Here is a 17111-nt window from a genome sequence, read left to right as displayed (position 1 = left end):
ACCATCATCCAGCAAAAGCTAGACTAAGGTTGTGAAAACAAGCCCATTGAAGAGCCTTTTTCAAGACAAAGGTCCAGCACAGAACAAAGTCCACCCCGACAAAAGGAAAAGGTGCCAGGGGATTTTTTACGTCTACACCGCATCCAAAACTCGGATGCACTAGAGAACAGGAGCAAAAGAACTTAGGTCCAGACAGAGGAAGCACTTTTGCAGAGCAAGATCGCATGGGAAGAAAATCATTTATTTGTCACACCGAGTTTCCATATCACATAACAGCGAGATGCATTAATCGTGAGTGGTTTGCTACTGACATGAATCTCGTATGGAAAACAATGACGAGACAATTGCACTTCATTCACCTGGCATATGGTGTTCGTATTCACGCATTCGTCTTGATGAGCAATCATTTCCACCTAATCGCACGAGCACCAGAGGGAAACCTCAGTGAAGCAATGCAATTTTTTATGAGTGAAACCGGAAAAGATTTGAGAGATTGGAGCGACCGAATTAATAGGACTTATGGATCACGCTTTCACAGAAGTTTAATTTCATCGCCACTGTACTATCTACATGCATATAAGTACGTCTATAGAAATCCGATCGAAGCAGGAATCTGCAAAAGCGTTGAAGACTATGAATTTTCAAGTTTAAAGGGATTATTGGGAGAAGGCCCAATAGAAGTTCCAATATTCGACGATGGGAACTGGGAAAATTGGGAATCAAGAACTCAAACACTCAATTGGTTAAATACTCAACCGGATCGAGGAAGCTGGGAACAAGTTCAGAAAGCTTTAAAGAAAGAAGTTTTCAAACTTGCGAGGCAGAACAATCGCCCTTCGGTTCTCGAGAATGATGCGCTGTAGACGCAAAAAATCCCCTGGCACCTTCGAAAATCCCTGGGAGCGGGTGCTCCCAGGGTGGGCTTAAGACACGAGAGGTTTATGTGGGCGACCCCTCATTCTCGAATGAGGCCATATCCCAGAACAGGCCCCATCCGATATCCGTAGTTTGTACGAATTGTGATTCTTAAATTATATTTTTGATTAAACCAGTTTCAGTGCAACGTTTGGCAATTGGTTGGCTTGAGCCAACACCGATACCGCCGTATTTTGCAAGATACTTGCTGATGCCATTTCTGCCGTCTCTTTCGCGATATCTGTGTCACGAATACGAGAGTTCGCAGCTGACAAGTTTTCGTAAGAAACATCGAGGTTACTTACTGTAGATTCCATTCGAGATTGCATCGCACCGAAGTTCGCACGCAATGCACCGACTTTCGAGATCGCTCCGTCCACCGCTTCAAGCGTGTCACGGGCACTGCTCTTATCATCCACGGCAATCCCGCTGATTCCCAAAGAGCTGGTCGTTGCATCTGCATCGAATTCGAAAGCGATAATATTATCTTCACCTCCGTTAGGACCGACGTGGAATTCTAATTTTCCACCGGAACCATCCAGGAGTTTTGTACTACCGAAAGTAGTGGTTTTAGCGATACGATCCGCTTCTTGGATCAACTGCTGAGCCTCGTTATTGAGGAATCCACGTTCGACATCGCTGACAGTATCCGAGGCTGCTTGTACTCCGAGCTCGCGGAGACGAATCAAGATATTAGAGACCTCGCTGAGACCACCCTCACCCACTTGTGAGAATGAAATCGCATTGTTCGCGTTGTTACGCGCTTGCGAGATACCTCTTAACTGTCCTTTAAAGTTTTCTGAGATCGCCAAACCGGCGGCGTCGTCGGAGGCGTTAACGATACGAGAACCCGACGCTAATGCTTGCGCTGAATGCTCCGCACGTTTTTGTTGTTTTGAAAGCACGCGTTGTGCTGCGATAGATGCAGTATTGGTAGCGATTCTTAAGCCCATGAGAACCTCCTAAGGGATTGAGATCACTTCCGCTGATGTGTATGGAATTGAGACATGAACCTAGGTCGCACCACTTACCTTCAGAACACTCTGTAATCCCGTCAACGTACTATGATCTGGTATTTAAATTTTTCTTACTAACTCACTTACAAATTAATTTTTAAATTTAAGGTTGGAAAAAGTTCCTCGGGATCAAGGTGACTGATGTCTCGATCGTCGAGGAACCATTTGCCACGGAGGTCTTCTCTTTGAGGAGCTCTTAGGAGAGCTTTTTTGGAGGAGGTTTACCGCAACTTTTATTCCCAACAAGTAACAGCAAACTATTCGGACCATGGTCTAGAAAACTTTAGGCCTTGGTCTAGTTTTTTTTATTACAACGTGCCTAACCCCTGATTTTATTGAAATTTTAGATTCAAAAAATATTCGACAAAGGTCCAGGAAGACCCCGACCAAGGACGTGAAAGCGATGTTTTATCGAAGGGTTATGTTACAGAAGGTAGATACCTAGCGTTCTTGAATACGCAGAATATTGAATCCTGCCATGGTCGATGAACTCATCATCACACGCTCAACGTAATCACGAAGGGCTTCCTTTTTGACGCCCTTGTAGTCGTTACTTCCATCGCGAACGCCGTTGCTGGCGTGAACCATATAAAGCACGCCATTCTCACGAATAAGAAAACCCATATGAGAAACATCCAATTCCGTCCCAATGGCTTTTTTCAAATTCCAGTTAGGACGAACTACGTGAAAAATAGTTCCGCTAGGAATGTGATCTTCCAAAGCCGGATTATCTTTAAGGTCTTCTTTAGAGATATACGGAATTTTTCCCAACTCTTTTTTAAAGCCACGACTCATCTCCAAGAAGTCTGTGCCCTTCATGCGGAACCAATTGTCCTTCTCAATCCAAGTCTGAGACCACTTAGTTTTTCCGCCAGCAATAGCACCGGTGATGTCTTTGACGAAGCCCGCTTTAGAATTATTAGGAATCCAGTCCACACTCGGAAAGTGATTGCGGGTCTTGTATGAAATACGCCCGTCTTTATAACGAATTTTATTGAGAGTCTGTTTGAACTGTCGAGAATCAGACGACAATGCTAAAGCCAAAACAGTTTCAACGAACGTCGTGCAATCAAAGCCGTCAAAACGATACAGAGGCCCTTTGCTCACATCCCCTGCCTCACCCTCACCAAGAGGGTCGACGACGTAAGGGCTCTTTTCAGCTAAAAAGATATTTGCATAAAAACTTACTCTAGATGAAACAGGCTCATTCATCACATAGGAAGCCGAGGCCTCTTGATAGAGGGAGTCTAGAATCCCCTCTGTGCGCTCAAAAACCCCTGTCTTCGGAGCATCCGACGACACTGATGTATATGCAGGCACAGGCAATAAGCTAACTGCCACAAGCATATATAAAAGAGTTTTCTTCATAAGCACCTCAACACGGTCTTATAAAGCAAAAAAGGGACTCAATCAGAACATATATAGGCAGGGAAGACGCTCCCCGACTGTGTATCAATTTGACACTGCGACGGTTTCAGTCGCAGGTCTTTGGATTATTTTAATTCGTGGATGGATTCTGGATAGTAAGTGGCAAAGCGGGTTAGCAGCTTGCTTTTGATGACGTCGTCTTGGTTGGCTCTAAGGCTTTCCTTCATGAACTTGATGACGTCGTCCTTAGGGGCGTTGTTGTTCTTAAGCATGATAAGAGCGGTCGTGATATTGAGCGAGTCTGGACTCCATCGCCCTTGCGAATCCAGCATGGCCGGACGAGAAATCTCACCTCCGAAAAAACGAATTTTGTCTTCAGTTTGTACGTTCATATGGTTAACCATGTTGATGAGCTGACCACGGATAAAACTGTCGTCAGGCCCCATCATTTTTACGGCGTTTTCAAAAAGGGAAATATTGAAACTTCCATTTTCATTGATCTTGCTCATCGAGTATTCCAGCAACTCGCCGTATTTTGGATCGGAATCGAGCACACTCCCCAGACTGATCCACACCGCGATATGTTCTGCGTTCGGACTGTCTTTAAAAAACTCTTTGGCTTTATAAAAAGAGGCAGCGACAACCTCGTCACTCATAAGCGGCTTCAAATATTCATTGAGTGCGTAAAACGAGTCCTCAACGTTCATTTCGCGAAACTCTCCCGCGCCCACGGAATCTTTTTTCAAAACCGGATTTATTTGTACCGAGGTCGCTCCGGGTTTTTTATCCGTTGATGCTAAATCGGCCTGCTCGGGGCTCCCATCATCATTCGAACGTTCTTTTTTATCAGTACTCATGAAATAAAGAGCCAATCCAAGAACGGGCGCTAATATCACGATCCAAACCTTTTTCATATGATATCACCTGTTCTTAGATTTTATTTGCCCTTCAACTTACCAACAATGCCCGTTTGATACCCGTAGATGGCGATATAAAAATAATTGATCGCCCTTCTTCCCACAGGAGCGGGAGCTCCTTTTGCAGTGACCGCTTTCTGGACGTATCCCTCCAGCGAGTCACTCAGCTGTCCGCTGTCTCTAAAGTATCCGGAGCTTCCCACCGGGATCGCCAATGCGATTTTCATATTTAAAGTGGGCACTTCTGTATTTTCGATAACTTCCAGATTGTAAACCTTCCCCCACGGATCGTAGATTTTCACATAGTCTTCTTCCAAACCATTCACGCTGAGAGCATGTGTCATACCCGACTTTTTCCACGTGCATTTGTAATCGGAAGACTCCCAATAATCCCGAGCCTCATCAGATCTTACTTTGACAACTTTTTGCGGATAACAATCGCGAATGATGGCTGACCCACGCGCAAAATTATTGTTTTGTCCAACGGTCAAACCTTTCACCAGCGATTCGGCATTCCATTCATTCGTCAGAACTTGGAACTTTTTGCTGATCACTTCGCCCTGATATTTCGCCTTATTCAAGTTCCCAATGGACGGATCAATGTGACTGAAAAGGTTGTACAAAGCCTTATCCGTTTGAGTTCCACCCGAAGCCCAATTTGTTTTAGCGAGGTTCCCCACTTGATAAATCACATCTGAATAAAACGAAGTTCGCGCATTGAGATCGGCAATAGCACTTCCGTCCTCCAATGAAGGCAATTTACTTTTCCATAAAAAGAGATCCTGCAAAGTTTCGCCCTGTGAAGAGTGGACGGCCCCCAGAGTAGACATCGTCAAAGAGACGGCTCCACACCATCCGGCATCTCTTTTAATATTGCTGTTTCCGGTCGCACTCGCAATGTAAGTAGCCAATTGAGGGGCCGACTGAGACAACAACGGCACGTGAGGTTTCACACAAAGGCCGGTCTTGGCGTAGTCGCATTTTTCAACTCTTCCCCACAACACGCCTTTTCCTTTTGCGTAGTCGTCCTCCGTAGCACACTTGGCAGCATTCATGGCAATAACACTGCTTCCTTGGGCCACGGAGATATTGTGCAAACCACCTGCCGTATTAAACTTCAAAGTACCATCTGCGACATTTTTTAAAACGCCGACCACAGACCAATACTTATTATCTACGTCAGCACTCCCGCAAGCCGCATGGGAGAGATAATATTTTTCAATAAAGCTCTTACAAGCGGCAACACTCGCAGTCGCTTCTTTGGAAAAATTCTCGGTCACGTAAGAATAATATCCAGGACCCGTGTCATAAAACTTATACAGAGCACAAGATCTGAGTGAACCATAGTTTGTTGCGGGACTTGGCAAATAAGCTTCCGCACCCAGTTGTGCGAGGCCGATGAGATCTTGGGCCGGCAGTCGTATTTGCGCCGTTGTAAATTGAACGGTTTCTGTGGCCACCGCTTTAGTTACATTGTTCTGACAGGCGATGTAATAGGTATAAGGAGTGCCTGCGGTAAGTCCCGTAAGTCCGTGTCCATGTATTTGCGCTCCCGTCGTTCTGAAAACCGACTTCATACTTGCAAAGCTTTCATCAGAGCGAGAGTACTTGCAGGTTGCATTCCCCGGCGTCTGCAAATAGAGCGTCGCCGACAGAGAGCTCGTCAACACGCCGCTAGGCCTTACGTACTTTAAGACAAAAGAACCCGAAGACGTCTGTGCAGAGGCCCCTTCAGAGACGAGCGTACTTAATAATGAAATTGTTAGAAGTGACGCTTCTCGAAAGTGTCTCAAAAAGAAAAACATTTTCATTCTATTTCCCTCACCTAAGTATAGATCGTATGCCCCTTCCAAAATCTTTAATAGAAGTCTAAAACTTCCGCGTAATTTTTAGCCAAAGTGTTCCTAAAATTCCGTCGGACTTTTTTTCTGTCTCATTTTGATTTTTCCTTTTTTGTGCTGCCCCATATCCAATTTTTAATGATCAAACGAGGCTCATGAAAATGCGGAGAACTTATTCTAATCACAATGAAAACTGGGATTTTCTCTCGGGAAATAGTGCATTTGCTCTATTTATACTTTGCTTATTTTTATTGACTGAAATTCACCTTCAACAGTTCTATGCGTTTCATAAAGTATTCAATCTAGTTTTATTAGGAGACGTTCTTATGAAAAAAACGATTTTAGTTTTGAGTGCTCTCTTCACAACCTTGGCAATGCCGATGGCTTACGCCCAAGAAGAAACCACTCAACAAATTTCAACAACTGTAAAGGCTCCCAGCTATTTCCTGACTTACAGTTATTATAAATATGATTTGCAAGGAACGAACAACGCCAACACTCGTATCTATGGTTTTGATGCTTCCACTGTTGATTTGAATATGATCACGGCGACATGGCTTTACAGCCCCGAGTGGACTTTGCTTGCGTTTGTTCCACATATTAAAAACATGGTCGAAACAAAATATGAACCGATTCCTGGCGGGCTCAACTTCAAAACCCGCGACTACACGGAAGGTTTGGGCGATGTGCGCTTGATGGCGATGACTCCTCTGCACGCAAGCGAACAACATCTTGTCTTGGGAGACATCAGCGTGACTCTGCCTACCGGAAGCATTGATGAAACATTCACTTCCAATCCTGCACAAAATGCCGCTTACAATATGCAATTGGGATCAGGAACGCCCGATCTGATCTTGGGCTCAACTTACACTTACACACCTGTAGCGAAATGGGTGAACTCAGCCCGTGGTCAGGTGACTGTGCGCGGAGGCAGAAATTCCAGTGGCTGGGCCTTGGGAAATGAGTTCCTCACAACTCTTTCAAGCAAATACCAAGTGAATAAATATTTCGAGTTCGGCGTTGCTGGAAACTACAAAGCCCGTGATGCCGTTCAAGGTCGTGACGACAAGTACGAGTTGAATAACAACTGGAACGGAACTGCCAAAGGTGATGGGCACCAATACTATCACGCTCCGCAAATTAATTGGGATACCGAGCTTATTGCCAAGGTAACAAGCCCGGCTTTTTACGGTGCCAATGCGTCTCTTGAAGGAGGCGTTTCCTTCTGGAGAGATGCGATCAATAAAGACGACATCCGCCTGGACATGCCCTATTGGCTATCAGCTTCTGTGACTGGCAGTTTCTAAGACAGTCATGAAAGAATCACACCCCTCTGAGAGGCTCTATTGACAGGGCTCTCGGAGGCTCTTAAAAATGGGACCTTCGCTATAAAATTCGGGAGGTCTTTGTTATGAAATCTCTGGCTTTCTTCCTGTTCTTTGGCGCTCTCTCTGCGCAAGCCGCTGTGCTTTCTCCAAGCTCTGTGGAAGTGAAATTTTCCTATATGGCAGAATTCCAAACAACGGATACTTCCGATGCTGTCACTTTGGCTGATACGCACATGCAACATCTTTTTGGATACCTGCAATCTCCCGCCATGGTTTCCAAATATAAAATCAACGAAGACACTCCAGGTGTGGGAGCTCCTCGCCTTCCACTCAATTACGAGATTCTGAAAAATAAAAAGAAAGCCGGCGTTCGTACGATCGCTTACAAAACGTCAGGCATCCTGCTCTTGAATAAAAAAATGGCCAAGGATCTGATCGCCGAAGGCTCTTGGAAAATCACTCTGCCTTCGGACCTCGATAATTTCTATGAAGAGAAATGCACGGATGAGCACTACAACTCTTACGGCGATTTCTGGTACTTCTATGATCCATTCCGTGAGGGCTGTGAGTTCTTACGTGAATCTCCGCTGGCTTCTCAAGTCGTCATCAAAATCAGCGCAATTAAAAATCAGTTGGAAGATGCCACTGCGGAGTTGGAAAAAATCCGTGGCGACAACGACAACGGAGACCTTTTCCAAATCACAACGATCAATGGTTTTTCCGAAGACGCTAAGAATCCCGGCGACGATGGCCGCTTGAGTTTTGAAGAAGTCAATCAATGGCTGCGCCAAGCGGGCTTTAAAGAAACGATCGTTGCAAAATACCAAAACCGTCCTATGCACCAGTTTGAAAAATCCGTGAACAAAAAAGATGGCTCAACCATTCAGATCCGCATCACCCGCCTTCTTGCTGAAACAGCTGTAGCGAGCAAAAACGTGACCTTCGCCAAATTCTTTAAACACGCGATAATGAACGCGGACGTCGTGATCTATGCAGGACACTCGGGTCTTGGTGGAAATCTTGATATCGGCTCTTTAGAAGAAAAAGCAGGGCCTTTGGAGTTCAACCCCCGCAAACGTCAGATTTTCTTTTTCGATGGCTGCTCTAGTTATTCTTACTATCTTTCGATGTTTGAAGAACAAAAGAGCAAAGGAAAGATTGATATTTTAACGAACGGGCTTTCAAGCTACTTTGCTTACGAAGCTCCGATTCATATCGCTTTGATGAAACAACTTTTCAGAGTGAATGCGAATCCTTCTTGGGGCGAAATCCTTAAAGATATGGAAAAGCCCCTGGAAGGTATGACTTTTATGCTTAACGTTGGTTCGCTTTAATCCAGTTCTCTAGAACTGAGGCGTCCTGCCAGCGCAAAGACTTAAGATTCTCGACGGTGTTCACGATGGCAAATTGCACAGAGCTCTGTCGAGGTTGAGTCACTAGCAAATCCAGAATACCCGCGTAGACTGCCGGGCTGTCCGACGGAAGAATATGCCCGGCATTTTCAACGACGATCACACGAGCCGGTTTTCCACTGGCCAAATAATTCTTTAGAACTTCAATTTGGTTTTTCAAACGCTCTGGATTCTCTTGTCCTGCAAAAACAAAGTCGCGAGTACGCTTTTCTGCTGTAAAATCCCATTCTGGAAACTTGAAATCTTCCACGGCACGAGCAATCGTCACATAGCCTGATTTGATATCAGAGACGCGAGGATTCTCTCCGTAAAACTCGGCATCGGCCTTGATATTCGCGTCCACGGTTTTTCCCCAATGAGAAGCATAAGCACTGTCACGGAATTGACGAATCCAGATCGGCGCCATGAACGGATTTAAACGCAGCCAATTTTCCCAAAGTTCTGCGTTCTTAGCGGCTTCCGGATCAGCCTCTGTCGCCGTTCCCAAAGGAACTGTCTCAATGATATGAGGGAATAATTTCGAATCCAAGAAAGCGCCCACAGAAGAACTATAAGACAACGTCACAGGAAGAGCCTTTTTAATTCCCAAGGAAGTGACCAACGCTTCGATGTCACCCGCAAGCTCGGCAGCACGAATGCTGTTATCAAATTTAAAATAGGGAGTCTCGTACTTCTCTAAACCCGCCACAGACAAGGGATGCGCCGTCAAAGAAGGCATCAAGAGATTCCAGCCCTGTTGCGCCAAGGCTCGCACCGCACGATCATTTGGAGTCAAAGCGCGATTTACACCTGGAAGTAAAATCAACGTCGGACCATTGTCATTTTTGACGATGTGTTCGTAAGCGATAACTTTACCGCGAGAAAGTCGGAGGTACTCCACCTCCGCAAAAGAGAACGAAGAAACAAAAAGAAGAGCGAAAAATAAAACCCATTTTTGCATCATAAATAAATCCTCTGAGGCGAGAGTTAACAGAGCCCCTCAGAGAAAGCAAAAAATTTTAATAGAATGAAAACTCTAAAGCTTGCCCTCTTCAAGAATGGACCGCTTAAGGCCAGGGTAGTTGCGGCGCTGACGGGCTGCTTGCGCTTCTTCTTCGTTCGCTAAACGAAATTCAAAGCTGTTTTTGGGATCACCAAAGCCCAAACGAGCCAGGGTGTTTTCTTTTGCCAGGTGATTAAAGAACCCTGTGAAAAAATCAAATCTGTTCGCACCTAGAACACCACCGCCGGAGTCACGGATGACAATATAGCCGTCATGTACTTCTCCGTTAGGCATGACCGCTCCCACCAAACGAGGCACGTAAATCACATCACCTGCGTTGTAGTATTTAAGATCTGCCGCCGCAGAAAAATACGGGTCCAAACAACTGCTACGCACACCATAACCATAAGGGCATGTATTTAAATCGACTTCAATAAAGCGCGGAATTTTTTCTTTGGTGGAGTGATAGTTGTACGACGTGATCTTACCTTCATCTTCCACGAAACAAGAGCCTTGCATCAAACACTGCTTATAGTCCGCATCACACAACGTAACCAAAGTGTAACCATCGGGCGAAAGCAGATCGCGCAGATTACCGTTGGAACATTTTGCTTTGTTTTGATGAATGGTCGGTTTGTAGTAAATAGTGGGATTCATCGAAAGGCCGTCAGAATTTTTTGAAGCTGCACAACCCAGCACGAAAAGAGGGAAAATAAGCATTAAGACAAATGACTTGGTTGTTCTCATTTCCACTCCTTTTCTATGCCCCCTTTATAGCAAATTCGGGGGATATTTTCTGGAGGGGAAGACAAAATACAGGGAATTTTTGCAAAGCCTTCACGGGTGTCCAAACCTTGATCAATGGACTCCTGCCGAGACTTCAATTTTGTAATGAAACGATATCCTCAGATGCATCGTAGAGGGCCTGATTTAGAGGGGCTTTGCAAGTACTCATTGCCTCGGCTATGGGCGATACGATATCACTAAAAATACACAGGCTTCCAGAGGACATGACTTTACGACTAAGAATCTTCTTATTCAATTTGATCTCCGTCTTTCTTGCAACATTCGTTGTTGCACTCATTGGCCTCAAGATAGTTGAATCAACCGTCATTGATAGCACCTACGAGAGACTGACGCAGATCCGGATTAGCAAAACGACAGCGATCGAAAACTATTTTCGCGACCTGCAAACTGCGATCAATCTTATTTCGTCTCATGAACTCACTGACAACTTGATGTCAGAGGCACGCCTGGACACTCATCCAGAGTTTCGCCGTCTTCTCGACAACTACGTCCTGGACTTCAACATCTACGACATGGCTTTGGTAAACACCAAAGGCAACATCATCTACACCACCCGCAAAGATATCGAAGACGGAACTTCCATCGTCAAGGATCTTCCTCCGGGAAATAAACTTAAAGATCTGTTCACTTGGGGAATGAAGGCGCAAGAGGGCTCTACGCTCTTCCTTGATTTTGACAAAGACACGCTCAGTCCGAACTCAGCAACAGGATTTGTGGCGGCACCTATTTTCCGCCAAGGAAATGCCGTTGGCGTTTTAATGCTCAAGATTTCCATTTCGGAAATCGATCGTATTACCAGCGACAACTTTGCCTGGGCCACTCATGGCATGGGCCAAACGGGCGAGACGTTGATCTACGGCGAGGACTGGAGCCTGCGCAACACGGGCCGTTTCCGCGTTGAGGGCAATCAAAGCAATAACGCCGCTTCTGATGCCGAAGTTCTGTCTTCCAATCGCGGTGATGAAGATATTAAAAAAATCGAAAACTTGAGCGAAGTGCGAGAATTAGGAACGGACTACCGTGCCCAAAAGGTCATTCGCTCCATTGGCAAAATTTATTTACCCAATGGCGAGCTCTGGTACATTCAAACGAAAATTGATGAGAGTGAGGCCTTCGCCGTCCTCGACCGCATCGCCATTGCCTCCAGTGCCGCAGCAGTTTTGATCTTTATCTTGTTCTTCTTTGCAACATTCGCTGCCACAGGCAAAGTTGTCGAACCAATTCAACTTTTGACGGACCGTTTGGAAAAACTGGGCACAAGCAATCTCACACAAAAAATCAACTACAACTCTAAAGATGAGATCGGTCTTCTGGTCAGCAAATACAACCAACTGGCGGACCGCCTTGAAACCACGACGGTTTCCAAAGAGTTCTTGGACAGTGTTATTCAATCCATCAAAGCATTCTTATTCATCGTCAAAGTTTCTCATCACGATGATTGGCGCCAATGCTCTTACAACATCTCCCAGGCCAATGATTCAGCTCAAAAACTTTTGGGGCTTTCGCCTCATCAGATGGCGCAGATTGATTTGAAAACTTTGATTCATGCTCAGCCTGAATTTAAAAACTACATGTGGCTCTTGCAAACCCGCCACAGTATCGAAGCTGAAATTATCAATCATGAAGGCCGACGTGTTCCAATTCTTATGAACTGGGCCGCTCTTCCAAATCGCACAACCAAAGATCTGACTTTCGTGTTTGTATGCACGGACATCACAGATCGTATCACGGCAGAGCAGGCCTTGATCGAAGCCCGTGAGCAAGCAGTCAAAGCTTCTCAAGCGAAATCAGAATTCTTGGCTCGTATGAGTCACGAAATTCGCACACCATTAAATGCCATCATCGGTATCACAGATATTCTGGCAGAGTCGGACCTGAAACAAGAGCAAGAACAACTTGTGAGAGTCTGTGCCAATGCCGGAGAAAACTTGCTTGCGTTGATTAACGATATTCTGGATATTTCGAAAATCGAAGCTCGCGAAGTTCGCTTGGAGCGAATCGCTTTTGATCTGGAAGCCACAACAACGAATATCTGCGACATCTTAAAACAAAAAGCGGCAGAAAAAAATCTTCAGTTCCATTTGCGCATGAACCTGGATCAAGAAGAATCCCACGTAGTAGTTGGAGATCCTACCCGTCTGCGCCAAATTCTTTTTAACTTGATCGGCAATGCCATCAAGTTCACGCAAAAAGGCGAAATATCTGTTGCTCTGGAATTTGATTCTACTGACAAAAGATTCGTGCGTTTTGCAATTCAAGACACGGGAACGGGCATCCCACCTGACAAACAACATCTTTTATTTCAAAACTTCGTACAGGCAGACAGTTCTATCACTCGTAAATACGGCGGTAGCGGCCTGGGCTTGACGATTTCTAAAAACCTTGTCGAGCTCATGGGCGGACGCATTTGGTTCCACAGTGAAGAAGGAAGAGGAAGTACATTCTTCTTCACCGTTCCTTTCGTTCTGGCCGATGCAAGCTACGAACCGGTAAAAACGCCAGAAGTCCAGGCACCCCTAGAACCTGTTCAACAAAAGGATTCGATGATTTCCCGCAATGGGCGTATTTTGATCGTCGACGATACGGAAGACAATCGTTTCCTACTGCTCACTTATCTGAAAAAGCTTCCCTTTGACGTTGTTCAGGCCGAGAACGGTTTAGAAGCCGTGGAAAAAGTCTTCCGCGAACCGTTTGATTTAATCCTTATGGATATTCAAATGCCTGTGATGGACGGCTACGCGGCGACTCGAAAAATCCGTGAATGGGAAAAGCAGCAGAATAAAAAAACCATTCCGATTATTGCTGTCAGTGCCAATGCCATGGCCGAAGACATACAAAAGTCTTTAGATGCGGGCTGCACAGAGCACGTGACGAAGCCGATTAAAAAATCGGCTCTGCTAGAGATGATTCAAAGATACACGATTTAAACCAAACGACCGTGACGGATATTGGTGACTTTATTCGCGAGAACCTCGACGTCGCGCGGATCATGCGTGACTAATAACGTCGGAATTTTTTCCGTTTCAATTACACGCTGAACCAATTTTCGACTCTCTTCGCGCAGTTCCTGATCAAGGGCCGAGAAAGGCTCATCCAACAAAAGCAGACGAGGCTCCCCCATGATGGCGCGAGCAATGGCGACTCGCTGTTTTTCTCCGCCCGAAAGAACAGCGGCTTTGCGATTTAGGAAACTTCCCATTTGCATGACTTCAGAGAGTTCTTTCATTCTTTCAGAAACTTTTTTCGCTTCCACATTGCGAGCCCGGGCCGCAAAAAGAATATTCTCCTCGGCTGTCATGTGCGGAAAAAGGTCCAAAGTTTGAAAAACCACTCCCAAACGTCTTTGCGGCGTCTTTAGTTTTGCCAGATCAACACCTTGAAAACTCCACTTCATTCCGGGACATGGTTCCAGCCCCAACAGAATACGAAAGACCGAGGTTTTTCCGGAGCCTGAAGGTCCCATCAGAACAGTCACTCCCTGATCCAGAATCTCCCAGGAATCGATATCTAACTTAAAGTCGCCGTAATCACGATGCAAATTTTCGACGTAAGACACGACTTCCTCCCACACATACAAGGAAACACAAAAGACCGGAGATAATAATTAAACTACTCAGGACGATGGCTTGATTCAAACGATAGCCTGACATCAAAGTTTCCGTCATCATCGCGATGCTGAGATCCCGATGCGCCAGAATTCTAGAAACAGCAAAATCTCCGCAAGCCCAGATCGAAGCGATTCCAGCAAGAAGCCCTGCCCGCGTTGAAAGCTGCGGAAATAGAATTTCTTTGAAGATTTGTTTGTGAGAAGCGCCCATTGCATACGCCACGGTCATCTGCGACTGCAAAGCCTGAAGCTCTCCATCCCAACCCATTCTAAAAAGACTGTTCAAACTTAAAAGAGTCAGGGCGATAGGAATCTTGATAAAAGGATAAATTCCCTCATTCGGACCCATGATCAAAAGACTAAAGCACGCCAGTGACGTTGAAGGAGCCACGTAACCATTGAGGAATTTTTCAAACCACAATTTAGGCCAGCAATAAGCAATTCCCAAAAGACCGACGTAACAAAGAACGCCGACACTCAGACCCAGAAGAAGACTTCCCAGGAAATTCCAGAAAAGGGCCGACTGAACTTCATAGAAAGTTGAAATCATCGAAAGCCCCGAAATAAAACCCTGAATATATCCAAAGAGGTAAAGAAACGACAAACCCGCGATAACTAAAATGCCTGAGGGACTTTGAATCAGCTTTAAATTCGCTTGTCGGGTGTTGTGAACTCCTCTTCCACGACTGGCAATAAATGACAGAGCAAAGATGAACGTGGATTGTAAGAAAGCCAAAAGAACTGCATCACCCCAATCACTGGATAAGCGGATCTTTTCATAAATCAAAACCTCAACAGTTGTGCCCTTACCGCCCCCGACTATAAGAGGAACCGCAAAACTTCCAAAGCATATAACAAAAATAAAAAGACCTAGAAGCCAAAGGTCTTTCTTCAGCATAGGGAAAAGACCTTTCCATAAAAACTGTCGACGTGTGGCACCCTCCACGTAGGCGAGCTCCACCATGCCACCCAATTTGTTTTCAATAATTCCGGCAAGTAAAACCGCCACCAATCCAAAGTTCATCAAAGTGTGAATGATAACGATGCCTGCGATTCCCATAGGAAAAGGTTCGATCACATTTAAAGTAGAAAGCAGAATAAAAATAGGTGGTAAAAAATTCGGTAGCAGACAAAGGATTTCTAAAACAAATCGCCCTTTTCGTTTTGGCCCTTCATTCAAACTAAGAAGACCCAATGACACCCAGAAACCGACAAACAAGGAAAAGAAGGCCGAAAAAAAAGCCTGAATGAAGCTGTTTTTAAATGCCCACGAAAGTTCTCCCCAATCCGGCATCTCGGTAACACGAAACTGTGTGAACAAGAAAAGAAAGGGGAACAACAGGAAAAGAACAAAACTGATACGAAGACAGTTTCTCAAATTCAATTGAGTTCGCCTCGACGAATTTCCGTCCAGCGTCTCAACAAACGATCCACCTCAGCGGCAGAAAGGATTTCAACTTGGCTCATCGTTTTTACATTCATCAACGGAGCAAAAGCCGTGTTTTCCATCACGCCCTTCATCACCGGGAACATATAGTTTTTTTCCATAATGATCTTCTGACCTTCAGGCGACAGCATGAGGTTTATGAACTGCTCACCCAATTCGCAGTGACGGCAAAATTCAGGAATACCGACAAATTCAAACTGCACGGGCAAAGGCTCATTGAATGGCAAAGCAATATAGTCTTTTCGCTTCTCTTCAACTTCATGATAAAGCGGCGATGTCACATACGAATAGACGAGCTTTGCTTGTTTATTCGTGAAAAGTCCATAAGCCGTCGACCATGTCGGCGAGAAGCTGTGAACTTGGCCCATAAGCTTTTGTAAATACTTAAAGCCCTCTTCCTCACCTTTAGAGCGAATCACCCAGTACAAAAACTGCATGCCTGGTGAACTCGTGCGCGGATCTTGAAGAGCGATCTTTTTTGCCAACTCTGGAGCTAACAAATCATCCAAAGAAGCCGGGAATCGCGAAAGTTCATCTTTGCGAGTCACAAAAGTCAAAGCTCCCCAATCGTAGGGAACAAAGAAGCTATTCGACAATGCGGGCTTCACAGCATCGTAAACATTGAGCTGTCCAAGGCTCAGTTTGCGCCAAGATTGTTCGGCGATCGCTTTGGATAAATCAAACTGATCCAAACCCACCACGACATCAGCACCAAGACTTTCACCTTCAATTTTCAGGCGTTGCAAAAGAATTCCTGAATCACTGCCTTCGATGAACTCCACTTTGCACTTACACGTTTTTTCAAATTGTTCTTTAAGCAACGGGCCCGGCCCCCAGCGACCTGTGAAAGACGCGTAACCGAAAACGCGGATCGTCGGCAAAGAACTCGAGGTCGTCCCTTGCTCGGTCTTATTTAAAACCGCGAAAAACAACCCTAAGAAGACAACTGCCATGAAGAAGATAAAATGTTTCACGCTCTACCACCACAAGCCGCGACGACGTTTGAAGAAATAGTAGTCAAAGCCCAAGCAACGACCGGCCCCCACCCACGCTAAGATCAGGTGAATGGCCAAAAATGTTTTATAAAGATCTTCCGAGCCAGGCCCGGAAATAAAGAGCATCGTGACACACAATAAAACGCCGAGCAAAGCAACAGGTCTGACGACGTAACCAATGATGTAAGAGATCGCAACCGCGAACTCCAAACCAAGAATGATAAACGCCACCGTCTGCCAATTGGGGATCATCTGGCTGCTGGCAAAAATCTTAAACCAATTCGGAGCGTGACTGGCCGGCAACCATTCGGCCATTTGATCTGCGATGCGGGGACGAGTTAAAAAATCGCCGCGAAACTTCAACATCGCTTGTTCCAAATAGTAATAACCCAAGAAAATTCTTAAGAAAGAAATCGGTAAAAGATGGCCTACGTATTTAACGCTCTCAAAGAATGCAACAAACATGAACCCATTGT

The 17111-nt window shown here is 45.3% G+C and carries 14 protein-coding genes; 4 read left to right on the top strand and 10 right to left on the bottom strand.

All coding sequences use genetic code 11. From position 1 onward, the window contains the following. Positions 1-224: 224 nt before the first annotated feature. Positions 225-863, top strand: coding sequence for a transposase (locus tag ACL934_RS03270; protein WP_413613072.1), 639 nt, complete (start codon positions 225-227; stop codon positions 861-863). A gap of 180 nt (positions 864-1043) precedes the next feature. Here the strand turns inward: ACL934_RS03270 and ACL934_RS03265 are convergent, their stop codons facing one another. The 4 genes from ACL934_RS03265 to ACL934_RS03250 form a co-directional block, all read right to left on the bottom strand. Further along, on the bottom strand, positions 1044-1868 hold the full coding sequence (locus ACL934_RS03265; RefSeq protein WP_374077641.1) for a flagellin: 825 nt from the start codon (positions 1866-1868) through the stop codon (positions 1044-1046). Positions 1869-2372: 504 nt separating this feature from the next. Then, entirely contained in the window at positions 2373-3299 is a 927-nt protein-coding gene (locus ACL934_RS03260; protein ID WP_413613071.1) for an N-acetylmuramoyl-L-alanine amidase-like domain-containing protein, read from the bottom strand. A gap of 125 nt (positions 3300-3424) precedes the next feature. Continuing rightward, complete coding sequence (locus ACL934_RS03255) at positions 3425-4213, bottom strand: hypothetical protein (protein WP_413613070.1); 789 nt, start codon at positions 4211-4213, stop codon at positions 3425-3427. Positions 4214-4236: 23 nt separating this feature from the next. After that, a complete protein-coding gene (locus ACL934_RS03250) occupies positions 4237-6027 on the bottom strand; it encodes a hypothetical protein (RefSeq protein ID WP_413613069.1) in 1791 nt (596 codons plus the stop codon). 356 nt (positions 6028-6383) lie between these two features. Between ACL934_RS03250 and ACL934_RS03245 the strand changes: the two genes are divergently transcribed. Then, a complete protein-coding gene (locus ACL934_RS03245) occupies positions 6384-7364 on the top strand; it encodes a hypothetical protein (RefSeq protein WP_413613068.1) in 981 nt (326 codons plus the stop codon). A 104-nt stretch (positions 7365-7468) separates the two neighbouring features. Continuing rightward, complete coding sequence (locus tag ACL934_RS03240) at positions 7469-8719, top strand: hypothetical protein (RefSeq protein WP_413613067.1); 1251 nt, start codon at positions 7469-7471, stop codon at positions 8717-8719. On the opposite strand, the gene ACL934_RS03235 is transcribed toward ACL934_RS03240, so the two are convergent. Together ACL934_RS03235 and ACL934_RS03230 are read right to left on the bottom strand one after the other, a co-directional pair. After that, positions 8700-9740: an alpha/beta hydrolase gene (locus ACL934_RS03235; protein ID WP_374077628.1), complete on the bottom strand. Its 1041-nt coding sequence runs from the start codon at positions 9738-9740 to the stop codon at positions 8700-8702. The two genes, ACL934_RS03240 and ACL934_RS03235, sit on opposite strands and share 20 nt — an antisense overlap. A gap of 72 nt (positions 9741-9812) precedes the next feature. Further along, positions 9813-10526, bottom strand: coding sequence for a murein transglycosylase (locus ACL934_RS03230; RefSeq protein ID WP_413613066.1), 714 nt, complete (start codon positions 10524-10526; stop codon positions 9813-9815). A 263-nt stretch (positions 10527-10789) separates the two neighbouring features. Between ACL934_RS03230 and ACL934_RS03225 the strand changes: the two genes are divergently transcribed. Continuing rightward, positions 10790-13513 carry an ATP-binding protein gene (locus tag ACL934_RS03225; RefSeq protein ID WP_413613065.1) on the top strand — a complete coding sequence of 908 codons (2724 nt, stop codon included), beginning with the start codon at positions 10790-10792 and terminating at the stop codon, positions 13511-13513. On the opposite strand, the gene ACL934_RS03220 is transcribed toward ACL934_RS03225, so the two are convergent. The 4 genes from ACL934_RS03220 to ACL934_RS03205 are packed head-to-tail and all read right to left on the bottom strand — an operon-like array spanning position 13510 to position 17100. Further along, positions 13510-14142 carry an ATP-binding cassette domain-containing protein gene (locus ACL934_RS03220; RefSeq protein WP_374077619.1) on the bottom strand — a complete coding sequence of 211 codons (633 nt, stop codon included), beginning with the start codon at positions 14140-14142 and terminating at the stop codon, positions 13510-13512. The two genes, ACL934_RS03225 and ACL934_RS03220, sit on opposite strands and share 4 nt — an antisense overlap. Further along, a complete protein-coding gene (locus ACL934_RS03215; RefSeq protein ID WP_374077617.1) occupies positions 14114-15577 on the bottom strand; it encodes an ABC transporter permease subunit in 1464 nt (487 codons plus the stop codon). Before ACL934_RS03215 ends, ACL934_RS03220 begins: the two co-directional genes overlap by 29 nt. Further along, a complete protein-coding gene (locus tag ACL934_RS03210) occupies positions 15574-16614 on the bottom strand; it encodes a thiamine ABC transporter substrate-binding protein (protein ID WP_374077615.1) in 1041 nt (346 codons plus the stop codon). Before ACL934_RS03210 ends, ACL934_RS03215 begins: the two co-directional genes overlap by 4 nt. A 3-nt stretch (positions 16615-16617) precedes the next feature. Next, on the bottom strand, positions 16618-17100 hold the full coding sequence (locus ACL934_RS03205; RefSeq protein ID WP_374077613.1) for a hypothetical protein: 483 nt from the start codon (positions 17098-17100) through the stop codon (positions 16618-16620). Between the last annotated feature and the right edge of the window lie 11 nt (positions 17101-17111).

Source organism: Bdellovibrio sp. HCB-110 (assembly GCF_047323225.1).
GTDB lineage: Bacteria > Bdellovibrionota > Bdellovibrionia > Bdellovibrionales > Bdellovibrionaceae > Bdellovibrio.
Note: the sequence above shows the minus strand (reverse complement) of the source record. Positions and strands in the feature narration are given on the sequence as shown.

Excerpts from the sequence above, each read along its gene's own strand:
- ACL934_RS03265 (WP_374077641.1), bottom strand. The coding sequence starts at position 1,868 with ATGGGCTTAAGAATCGCTACCAATACTGCATCTATCGCAGCACAACGC.
- ACL934_RS03270 (WP_413613072.1), top strand. The coding sequence starts at position 225 with ATGGGAAGAAAATCATTTATTTGTCACACCGAGTTTCCATATCACATA.
- ACL934_RS03230 (WP_413613066.1), bottom strand. The coding sequence starts at position 10,526 with ATGAGAACAACCAAGTCATTTGTCTTAATGCTTATTTTCCCTCTTTTC.
- ACL934_RS03240 (WP_413613067.1), top strand. The coding sequence starts at position 7,469 with ATGAAATCTCTGGCTTTCTTCCTGTTCTTTGGCGCTCTCTCTGCGCAA.
- ACL934_RS03260 (WP_413613071.1), bottom strand. The coding sequence starts at position 3,299 with ATGAAGAAAACTCTTTTATATATGCTTGTGGCAGTTAGCTTATTGCCT.
- ACL934_RS03205 (WP_374077613.1), bottom strand. The coding sequence starts at position 17,100 with ATGTTTGTTGCATTCTTTGAGAGCGTTAAATACGTAGGCCATCTTTTA.
- ACL934_RS03245 (WP_413613068.1), top strand. The coding sequence starts at position 6,384 with ATGAAAAAAACGATTTTAGTTTTGAGTGCTCTCTTCACAACCTTGGCA.
- ACL934_RS03225 (WP_413613065.1), top strand. The coding sequence starts at position 10,790 with ATGACTTTACGACTAAGAATCTTCTTATTCAATTTGATCTCCGTCTTT.
- ACL934_RS03235 (WP_374077628.1), bottom strand. The coding sequence starts at position 9,740 with ATGATGCAAAAATGGGTTTTATTTTTCGCTCTTCTTTTTGTTTCTTCG.
- ACL934_RS03255 (WP_413613070.1), bottom strand. The coding sequence starts at position 4,213 with ATGAAAAAGGTTTGGATCGTGATATTAGCGCCCGTTCTTGGATTGGCT.
- ACL934_RS03250 (WP_413613069.1), bottom strand. The coding sequence starts at position 6,027 with ATGAAAATGTTTTTCTTTTTGAGACACTTTCGAGAAGCGTCACTTCTA.